Source organism: Modestobacter sp. KNN46-3 (assembly GCF_011039295.1).
Map to the genome: position 1 here is coordinate 1 of NZ_JAAKGN010000175.1, position 9,129 is coordinate 9,129.

Below are 9,129 nucleotides of genomic sequence, written 5' to 3' on the forward strand. Positions count from 1 at the left end.
CCGGCCTCGGGGGTGTAGGCGGCGGCGTCGGCCAGCCCGAAGCCGATGCGCCCGTTGTTGGCCACGAACGCCGGGTGCCCCTCGGTCATCGACCGCTCGACGGTCTGCAGGTCGGCGCGGGCCAGCTCCCGGGCGTCGGTCCGGCGGTGGTGCAGCTTCCACGCCGCACCGGCGAGGGTCGCGCTGACCTCCTCCAGGTAGGTGCCCAGCAGCTGGTCGGGGATGCCGAGGTCGTGCTGCAGCTCGTCGACCAGCGCCAGCGCGTCCAGCGGTGCGTCGACGCCGTCGACGGTGCGGGACACCGACGCCGGGTCCACGTCCCAGTGCTCCAGCGGCAGCACCCGCGCGGCGAACCGGTACCGGACGTCCGCGGCGGTGCGCAGCGACCACCAGGTCCGGCCCAGGCCGTCGGCCGGCCCGCCGTCCGCCTCGGGGGTGACGAGTCGCTCGTGGCCGAACTCCGACAGCGCCTTGGTGACGACGTGCCGGTGCGCCCGGGCCATCGCCACCGGCTCGAGGTGCTCGGCGCCCAGCGGGACGGCGTCCGCCGACAGCTCGTCCCGCTCGGCCGTGGACGCGGTCATGCCAGCACCCGGCCCAGCTCGCTCGCCGCGAAGGACGCCGGGGTGCAGGTGCTCAGTGCCGCGGTCTTGTGCCCCAGGTCGACCAGGCCGTGCTCGACGAAGCCCGCCGCCTGGTTCTTCGCCCGGATCGCCGCGTTGCGCGCGTCCGGCTCGACGACCACCCGGCGCGCGCCCGGGCGGTCCAGGGCGAAGCGCACGACCGCCGCCATCACGGCCGAGGTCAGCCCGCGGACGGGTGCGGCCCCCTCGGCCGGCGGTGCGACGAGGACGTGCATCCCGACGTCGCCGGGCTCGGCCGCCCAGACGCCGACCAGCTCCCGGTGGCGGGGGTCGTAGGTCTCGGCGAGGAACGCCGGGGTCCCGTCGACCCGGCCCAGCCACGCGTCGTGGTGCGGGTCGGCGGTGATCGCGGCGTAGGCGGTCCGCACCGCTGCCGGCTCGGCGCCCTGCATGAGCCAGTAGACCGAGCGCGGGTGGGTGACCCAGGAGTGCAGCAGGTCCAGGTCGCGGTCGACGTCCAGCGGTTCCAGGGTCAGCACCCCGACGGTCGTGCGGACCGACCAGGGGGGCGCGGCGGGGGCGGCGCTCATCGCAGGGCCCCGGTCGCCGTCAGCCCCGCCTCGTCGGGCAGCGCGTCGGCGTCCTCGGCGTCCTCGAGCTCGACCCCGAACTCCTGGTAGGCGATGTGCTGCTCGACCGGGTAGACCTCCCGGCCGCACATCGCGTTGAGGATCACCGAGTTCCGGTAGGGGCCCATGCCGAGGTCGGGCGCGGTGAGGCTGTGGGTGTGCTCCTCGGCGTTCTGCACGAAGACCTCCCGGCCGGTGGTGTCCACCGCGTAGTCCAGCGCCACGTCGTACCGGCCGCGCGCGTCCCACCGGATCCGGTCCCGGACCGGGTCCAGGAACGCCGGCACCCGGGACCGGTAGCCGGTGGCGAGGACGAGCCCCCGCGTCGACCTGCTGACCGTGCGCCCCTGCTCGGCGTGGTGCAGCCGCAGCTCGTAGCGCCGCTGCTCGGCGTCCCAGTGGGCGCCGACCACCTCGACGCCGGTGTGCAGCGACGAGGGCACCGCGCCGCGTCGTCCGGTGCGGTAGAGGGTGTCGTAGATGGCGTCCACGAGGGTGCCGCTGATGCCCTTGTAGAGGTGGCGCTGCTCGCGGGCGAGGGCGTCGCGGCGCCCCATCGGCAGGGCGTGGTGGTACCGGGCGTACTCCGGCGAGGTCATCTCCAGGGTCAGCTTCGTGTACTCCATGGGGAAGAACCGGGGGGAGCGGGTGAGCCAGTCGACGCGGTACCCGAGCCGGTCGGCGTCGGTGAGCAGGTCGAGGTACACCTCCGCCGCGCTCTGCCCGCTGCCCACGACCGTCACGTGCCCGAGGGTCTGCAGCTCTTCCTTGTGCTCCAGGTAGGCCGAGGAGTGCCAGGCCGGGCCGGGGAGGTCCCGCACCGGCTCGGGGACCCACGGCGCCGTCCCGACGCCGAGGACCAGCCGCCGGCCCAGGTGCACCTCCGGCTCACCCGAGCGGACGTCGCGGGCGTGCACCCGGTAGACCCCGGCGGCGGCGTCGTGCTCGACCCGCTCGACGCGCCGGCCCAACCGCAGCCCGGGCACCCGCTCGGCGACCCAGCGGCAGTAGGCGTCGTACTCCGCGCGCAGCGGGTGGAAGTCCTCGCGGATGTAGAAGGGATAGAGCCGGCCGGTCGCCTTGAGGTGCGCCAGGAAGGAGTACGGCGACGTCGGGTCGGCCATGGTCACCAGGTCGGCGAGGAACGGGACCTGGAGGGTGGTGCCCTCGATCATCATCCCGGGGTGCCAGGAGAACTCCTCGTGCTCGTCGAGGAAGACGCCGGACAGGTCGGGCACCGGGGCGGTGAGCGCGGCCAGGCCGAGGTTGAACGGCCCGATGCCGACGGCGACGAAGTCGTGCACGGGGTCGGTGCTCATGCCGGGGCCTGCCCGCCGGCCAGCGCCAGCGCCGCGGGGGTCACCGCGGACTCCGCGACCAGGTCCTCACCGGCTGCCCGGACCAGGTCGACCACCGCGCGGACGTCCGCCCGGGTGGTCGCCGGGTTCAGCAGGGTCAGCTTCAGCCACGCGCGCCCGTCGACGACGGTGCGGGCGACGACCGCCTCCCCCTCGTCGAACAACCGCTCGCGGATGCCGGCGACGAGCAGGTCGGCGGCGGCCGGGTCGAGCGGGCCGCCGGGGCCGATGGGCCGGTGCCGGAACAGGACGGTGCTCAGCGACGGTGCGCTGTACACCTCGATGTCCGGGGCGGCGCAGAGGTCCTCGTGGACCTGCACGGCGAGGTCCAGGCAGGTGTCGAAGGCCTCGCCGATCGCGTCGGCCCCCATGGCGCGCAGCGTCACCCACAGCTTGAGCGCGTCGAAGCGCCGGGTGGTCTGCAGGCTCCGGTCGACCTGGTTCGGCGCCCGCTCACCGCGCGGGTTGAGGTACGCCGCGTGGTGGGTGACGTGCCGCAGCGTCGCGCCGTCGCGGACCAGCACCGCCGAGGACGCCACCGGCTGGAAGAAGGTCTTGTGGAAGTCCACGGTCACCGAGTCGGCGCGTTCGATGCCGTCGAGCAGGTGCCGGCGGCGGCGGGACACCAGCAGCCCGCCGCCGTACGCGGCGTCGACGTGCAGCCACGCGCCGACCTCCGCGCAGACGTCGGCCACCGCGGGGAGCGGGTCGATCCGGCCGAGGTCGGTGGTGCCGGCGGTGACGGACACCGCCATGACGACGTCGCCGGCGTCCCGGACCCGGGCGGCGACCTGACCCAGCGCGGCGGGGTCCATCCGGTGCCGCTCGTCGGTCGGCACCGTGAGCACCGCGTCGGTGCCGAGCCCGAGCAGGCGTGCGGCCTTGCCGACGCTGAAGTGGGCCTGGTCGGTGGCCAGCACCCGCAGCCGCGCACCCGGGGGCAGCACGCCGCCCGGCAGCGCGGCGAGCGCCTCGTCCCGGGCCAGCAGCAGCGCGTGCAGGTTGGACTGGGTGCCGCCGCTGGTGAACACGCCGTCCGCAGCGGGGCCCAGGCCGGCGCGGCCGGCGGCCCAGGCGACGAGCCGGCGCTCCATCAGGGTGGCCGTCGTCGACTGGTCGTAGGTGTCGACCGAGGTGTTGACCGCGGAGGCGAGCAGGTCCGCCGCCAGGGCCGGGATCGCGACCGGGCAGTTGAGGTGGGCCACGTAGCCGGGCTCGTGGAACCACACCGCGTGCTCGAGGTAGATCCGGGAGGTCTCCTTGAGGGCGGAGAACGTGTCGCCGAGCGGGGCCTCGAGGTCGACCCCGGCCACGAGCTCCTCGAGGTCCTGCTGCGGCACGCCCGAGCAGGGGCGGCGGACCACCCGCACGCGGTCGGTGAGCGCGCCGAGCGCCGCGGTGACGACCGCGGCGTAGTGGTCGACCGTCTCGCCCGAGAACAGGTGTGCGGTCGGCGTGTGCTCCGTCACGAACGAGCCCTTCCGTAGGTTAGCCTCCCCTAAACACGGCGGACGGTACACGGGGCTCGGACCCGGTGCGCGGGGGTCCTGCCGGGGGTGACGGCGAGAGGGACGAGCGATGCAGCACGGCTGGGAGGGCGTGGTCCTCAAGGCGCTGCGCGGTAAGGACTTCGTCCTCACCGTGCGCGGGAGCGAGCAGGTCGGCGAGCAGTACCAGCGGGTCCGGGTCTCCGACGGCGGGCTGCTCGCCGCCTGCCCGCCGCACCCGGCGATGTGGGTCCGGCTGTGGTTCGAACACGAGGGGCGCGCCCACCAGCGGGCGTACACGCTCGTCGATCCGGACCCGGCGGCGGGCACCTTCGACCTCGAGTTCGCCCTGCACGACGGTCCGGCCGCGCACTGGTCCGTCGCGGTGCAGCCCGGCGGCACCATCGAGGCGACGGTGCAGGGCACCCGCGAGGCCGAGCCACCCCCGGCGACCCGGGTGGTGCACCTCGTCGGTGACCCGGCGTCCCTGCCGGCGGTGAACTCGCTGCTCGACGCCCACCCGACGACGCCCGCGCGGGTCTGGCTGGAGGCCGGGCACCCGGCCGACCGCGACCTCCCCGTGCGCGCCCGGGCCGGGCACGAGGTGGTGTGGGTCGACCGCGACGGCGCCGCCCCCGGGCAGGCGCTGCAGGCCGCCGTGACGGGTGCCTGGGCGGTGGACGCGGCAGCCGACCCGGCGCGGGACTGGTTCTGGGTGGCCTGCGAGGCCGCCGCCGCCCGGGCGCTGACCAAGCACCTGCGTCGTGACCTCGGCGTGGCCAAGGACCGCGTGTCCTCCCTCGCCTACTGGCGCGCGACGTGACCGCGCCGTCCGCACCCGCCGTCGCCGATTCGTCGCCGGTGGCGGCGGGCCGACCGCCGTGGGCGCTGCTCACGACCCTGTGGGTCACCCAGTACGTCGGCATCGGCTTCCTGACCGTCGGGCTGGTCGCGATCCTGCGGGCCGACGGCGTCTCCCTCGCCGACCTCTCGCTCATCTCGCTGCTCGGTCTCGCCTGGCCGCTCAAGCTGCTCTGGGCGCCGCTGCTGGACCGGTACGGGTCCCGGCGGCTCGGGCACCACCGCTCCTGGTTGCTGGTCCTGCAGAGCGGCATGGTCCTGGCGCTGCTGGCGCTGCTGCCCTTCGACGACCCGGCCGCCTCGCTCGGCCCGCTCGTGGTCGTCTGCGCCGTCTACGTGCTGCTGTCGGCGACCCAGGACGTGGCCGCCGACGCCCTCGCCGTCCGGCTGCTGCGCCCGGAGGACCGCGGCCTCGGCAACGGGGTCCAGGTGGGTGCCAGCTACGTCGGCACCGTGCTCGGCGGTGGTCTCTGCGTCCTGGTGTACGACCGCGCCGGGTGGACCGCGGCCGTGCTGCTGCTCGCCGCCCTCACCCTGGTCGCGCTCGTGGTCGTGCTCCGGTTCCGTGAGCCGGAGCGCGACCCCCGGGTGCCCGGGAGCGCGGCGTGGGGTGCGTTGATCGGGGTGTTCCGCCGTCCCGGCGTGCCGGTCTGGGCGCTGGGCGTGGTGCCGCTCGTCTACGGCGGCGCGGCGGGGGTGTACGCCCTGCCCAGCGCGGCGCTGGTGGACGCCGGGTGGTCCCTCACCCGCATCGGCGTGGTCACCGGCGTCGTCGTCAGCGTGCCCGCGGCGCTGGCCGGCCCGCTCGCGGGGTGGCTGGTCCGCCGCTGCGGCCGGGCCGCGGTGCTCGTGGGCGGTGGCGTCGCCCTGGCGCTGTCGACGGCCGGGCTGGTCCCGCTGCTCCTCGGGTCGGCTCCGCTCACCGGCACGGTGGTGGCGCTCAGCGGCTTCCTCGTCGCGTACACCGCGCTGAACGTGGTGGTCTACACGGTGAGCATGGACCTCTCCCGCCCGGCCACGGCGGGCACCGACTTCACCGCGCTCACCACGGTCCCGCTGCTCGCCTCCTTCCTCACCGCCTCCGCCGCGCTCGCCACGGCGGCGCTCGTCGGGTACGTCGCCTCGGCGGCCCTGTGGTGCGGCGTCACCCTGGTCGGGGTGGTGCTCGGCGTGCGGTGGTTGCGAGCCGCGCCGCTCCGGTGACCACGGTCCCGGCCGGCCGGACGGCGGTGGACCCGCCCCGGCGGCTGCCGCTGCTCGCGGTCGAGGCGGCGACCCTGCTCTCCGGCACGGCCAACGGGGTCACCTCCGTCGTCCTGCCGTGGCTCGTCCTGGAGCGCGGCGGCGGCGCGGCCGGCGCCGGCCTCGTCGCCGCGGGGACGGCGCTGCCGCTGGTGCTCACCGCGGTGCTCGCCGGCGTCGTCGTCGACCGGGTCGGCCGGCGGCGGGTGTCGGTGTTCTCCGACGTGGTCTCCGCGGCCGCGGTCGCCGCGATCCCGCTGCTGGAGCTGGCGACGGGCGGGCTGGGGCTGGGTGCGGTGGTCGCGCTGGCCGCCCTGGGGGCCCTGCTCGACCCGGCCGGCGTGACGGCGCGCGAGGCGATGCTCCCCGAGGCCGCCGCGGCCGCCCGGCTCCCGCTGTCCCGGGTCAACGGCGTCCACGAGGCGGTGTGGGGGTCGGCGTTCTTCATCGGGCCGGCGGTCGGCGGCGTGCTGATCGGGCTGGTCGGCGCGGTCCCGGCGCTGTGGGCCACGGCGGCCGCCTTCGCGCTGTCGGGTCTCGTCGTGGCCCTCGTCCGGGTGCCCGGCGGCGGGCGGCCGGAGCCCCGCACGGAGTCCTCCGGCAGCGCGGTCCGGCGCGTCCTCACCGACACCGCCGAGGGGATCGCCGTGCTCCGCCGCGACCGCCTCGTGCGGTGCGCCGCCCTGGTCGCCGTCCTGGTCTCGGCGACGTACCTGCCGATCTCGGCGGTGCTGCTGCCGGTGCTGTTCGAGGAGCAGGGCGCCCCCGGCCGGCTCGGCCTGCTGCTCCTGGTGATGAGCGGCGGTTGGGTGCTCGGGAGCCTGCTGCAGGGTGCGCTGGGCCACCGGCTGCCCCGCAGCGTCGTGCTCCGGGTCGCCACCGCGGGGGCGTCGGTCGCGCTCGTGCCGTTCGTGGCCCTGCCGCCCTACCCGGTCCTGCTCGGCTGCGGCGCGCTCGCCGGGCTGCTGTTCGGCCCGATCAACCCGCTGGTCAACCTGGCCTTCCAGCGCCGGGTGCCCACGCACCTGCGCGGGCGGGTGCTCGGGATAGTCGCCTCCGGCGCGTACGCCGCGGGGCCGGCCGGCTACCTGGCGGCCGGCGTGCTCGTCGACACCACCGGGCTGCGCGCGGCCTTCGCCGTCTTCGTCGGCGCCGTCGTCCTCGCCGGCCTCTCCGTGCTGGTGATGCGCCCGCTCCGGGAGCTCGACGACCTGTCGGACGGGGAGGGGCCTCCGCCGGGTCTGCCGGCCGCGGCCGGGCCGGTGCTGCCCGAGCCCCGGGCATCGGCAGCCCGGTAGCGTCTCCGGCACATCACGGCAGTGCGCGAGGAAGCCGGTGCGAACCCGGCGCGGTCCCGCCACTGTGAGCCCCGGCGTCGTCGAGATGCGGGGGCGAGCCAGACACTCCGGCTGCCGTGCTCGACGACCCGGGGCGCGGACCCCGAGGGAGGCACCGACGTGAGCTCACGCACCTTCACCCTGCTCTCCACCTCCGACACCGACCTGCTGGCGGCCCGAGCCAGCGACTCGTCGTGGCGGCTGGGCAACCCCTACCGCGCCGGCGACCTCGCCGAGTTCGCCGCCGGCACCGATCTCGTCGTGGTCCGCATCCTGGGGTCCCGCCGGAAGTACGAGGACATGGTCGCGCCCCTGTTGGGCCTGGGCGTCCCGGTGGTCGTGCTGGGTGGTGAGCAGCTGCCCGACGCCGAGCTGATGGAGCTCTCGACCGTCCCGATGGGCGTGGCCACCGAGGCGCACGCCTACCTGGCCCAGGGCGGCCCGGACAACATGGTGCAGCTGCACCGCTTCCTGGCCGACACGGTGCTGCTGGACGGCGAGGGCTTCGACGCCCCGGCCGTCGCACCGGACTGGGGCCTGCTGGACCGCCCGACCAGCTCGACCGGCCCGCGGATCGCCGTCCTCTACTACCGGGCGCACCACCTGGCCGGGAACACCGCGTTCGTGCACACGCTGTGCGACGCGATCGAGACCGCCGGCGGCGTGCCGGTGCCGGTCTACACCGCGTCCCTGCGGTCGGTGGACCCGGAGATGCTCGACGTGCTGCGCACGGTCGACGCGATGGTCGTCACGGTCCTGGCGGCCGGCGGCTCGAAGCCCGCCACCGCCTCCGCCGGTGGGGACGACGGCGCCTGGGACGTCGGCGAGCTGGCCCGCCTCGACGTGCCGGTGATCCAGGGCCTGGTGCTCGGCACCCCGCGGGCGACCTGGGCGGCCAACGACGACGGGCTCTCCCCGCTGGACGTCGGCAACCAGGTCGCCATCCCGGAGTTCGACGGCCGGATCATCAGCGTGCCGTTCTCCTTCAAGGAGGTCGACGAGGAGGGCCTGACCTCCTACGTGCCCGACCCGGAGCGGGCCGCCCGGGTGGCCGGCACCGCCGTCGCGCACGCCCGGCTGCGGCACACCGCCCCGGCCGACCGCAAGATCGTGGTGATGCTGTCGGCGTACCCGACCAAGCACGCCCGGATCGGCAACGCGGTCGGCCTGGACACCCCCGCCTCGGTGGTCCGGCTGCTGGCCGCGATGGCCGGGCAGGGCTACGACATCGGCCCGTTCGACGGCGAGGGTTCGCTGCCCGGCGTCGCCGACCTGGACGGCGACCGGCTGGTGCACGCCCTCATCGAGGCCGGCGGCCAGGACCCGGACTGGCTGACCGCCGAGCAGCTGTCCGGCAACCCCGTGCGCATCCCGGCCGCGGAGTACCGCCGGTTCTTCGACACCCTCCCCGCCGAGCTGACCGACCGGATGGTGGAGCACTGGGGGCCGCCGCCCGGTGAGCTCTTCGTGGACCCGACCGACGACTGCATCGTGTTCGCCGCGCTGCGCGCCGAAGGACGAGCGCAGCCAGTGGTAGGCGGCCAGGTAGTGGTGCGACGGCGGCAGGTCGGGGTCGTGGTAGATCGCGATCGGGTTCTCCCCGAAGCCGCGCGGCGGCTGGACCATCACCA

8 protein-coding genes and 1 riboswitch are annotated in these 9,129 nt (G+C 75.7%); of the genes, 4 read left to right on the forward strand and 4 right to left on the reverse strand.

Annotated features, from left to right (window positions below; all coding sequences use genetic code 11):
• The 4 genes from G5C62_RS23235 to G5C62_RS23250 form a co-directional block, all read right to left on the reverse strand.
• The coding region (locus tag G5C62_RS23235) for an IucA/IucC family protein (RefSeq protein WP_277424818.1) at window positions 1-584 on the reverse strand (584 nt) is incomplete at its 3' end.
• Window positions 581-1,174 (reverse strand): GNAT family N-acetyltransferase, encoded by a 594-nt coding sequence (locus tag G5C62_RS23240; protein WP_164702864.1) that lies wholly within the window; start codon window positions 1,172-1,174, stop codon window positions 581-583. The genes G5C62_RS23235 and G5C62_RS23240, both read right to left, overlap by 4 nt.
• Window positions 1,171-2,532, reverse strand: a complete 1,362-nt coding sequence (locus tag G5C62_RS23245; RefSeq protein WP_164702865.1) for a lysine N(6)-hydroxylase/L-ornithine N(5)-oxygenase family protein — start codon at window positions 2,530-2,532, stop codon at window positions 1,171-1,173. The genes G5C62_RS23240 and G5C62_RS23245 overlap by 4 nt, the downstream gene beginning before the upstream one ends.
• Complete coding sequence (locus G5C62_RS23250) at window positions 2,529-4,040, reverse strand: aspartate aminotransferase family protein (RefSeq protein ID WP_206330817.1); 1,512 nt, start codon at window positions 4,038-4,040, stop codon at window positions 2,529-2,531. Before G5C62_RS23250 ends, G5C62_RS23245 begins: the two co-directional genes overlap by 4 nt.
• A gap of 109 nt (window positions 4,041-4,149) precedes the next feature.
• Here G5C62_RS23250 and G5C62_RS23255 point away from each other — a divergent pair, with 109 nt between their 5' ends.
• From G5C62_RS23255 to G5C62_RS23270, 4 genes are all read left to right on the forward strand, one after another.
• Window positions 4,150-4,881, forward strand: a complete 732-nt coding sequence (locus G5C62_RS23255; RefSeq protein ID WP_164702866.1) for a siderophore-interacting protein — start codon at window positions 4,150-4,152, stop codon at window positions 4,879-4,881.
• Window positions 4,878-6,122 carry an MFS transporter gene (locus tag G5C62_RS23260; protein ID WP_206330818.1) on the forward strand — a complete coding sequence of 415 codons (1,245 nt, stop codon included), beginning with the start codon at window positions 4,878-4,880 and terminating at the stop codon, window positions 6,120-6,122. Before G5C62_RS23255 ends, G5C62_RS23260 begins: the two co-directional genes overlap by 4 nt.
• The gene (locus G5C62_RS23265) at window positions 6,119-7,459 is read left to right on the forward strand and encodes an MFS transporter (protein ID WP_164702867.1); all 1,341 of its coding nucleotides are present in this window, start codon (window positions 6,119-6,121) and stop codon (window positions 7,457-7,459) included. The genes G5C62_RS23260 and G5C62_RS23265 overlap by 4 nt, the downstream gene beginning before the upstream one ends.
• Window positions 7,460-7,486: 27 nt before the next feature.
• A riboswitch (cobalamin riboswitch) is annotated at window positions 7,487-7,567 on the forward strand.
• A gap of 51 nt (window positions 7,568-7,618) precedes the next feature.
• On the forward strand, window positions 7,619-9,129 hold a 1,511-nt coding region (locus G5C62_RS23270), incomplete at its 3' end, for a cobaltochelatase subunit CobN (protein ID WP_206330819.1).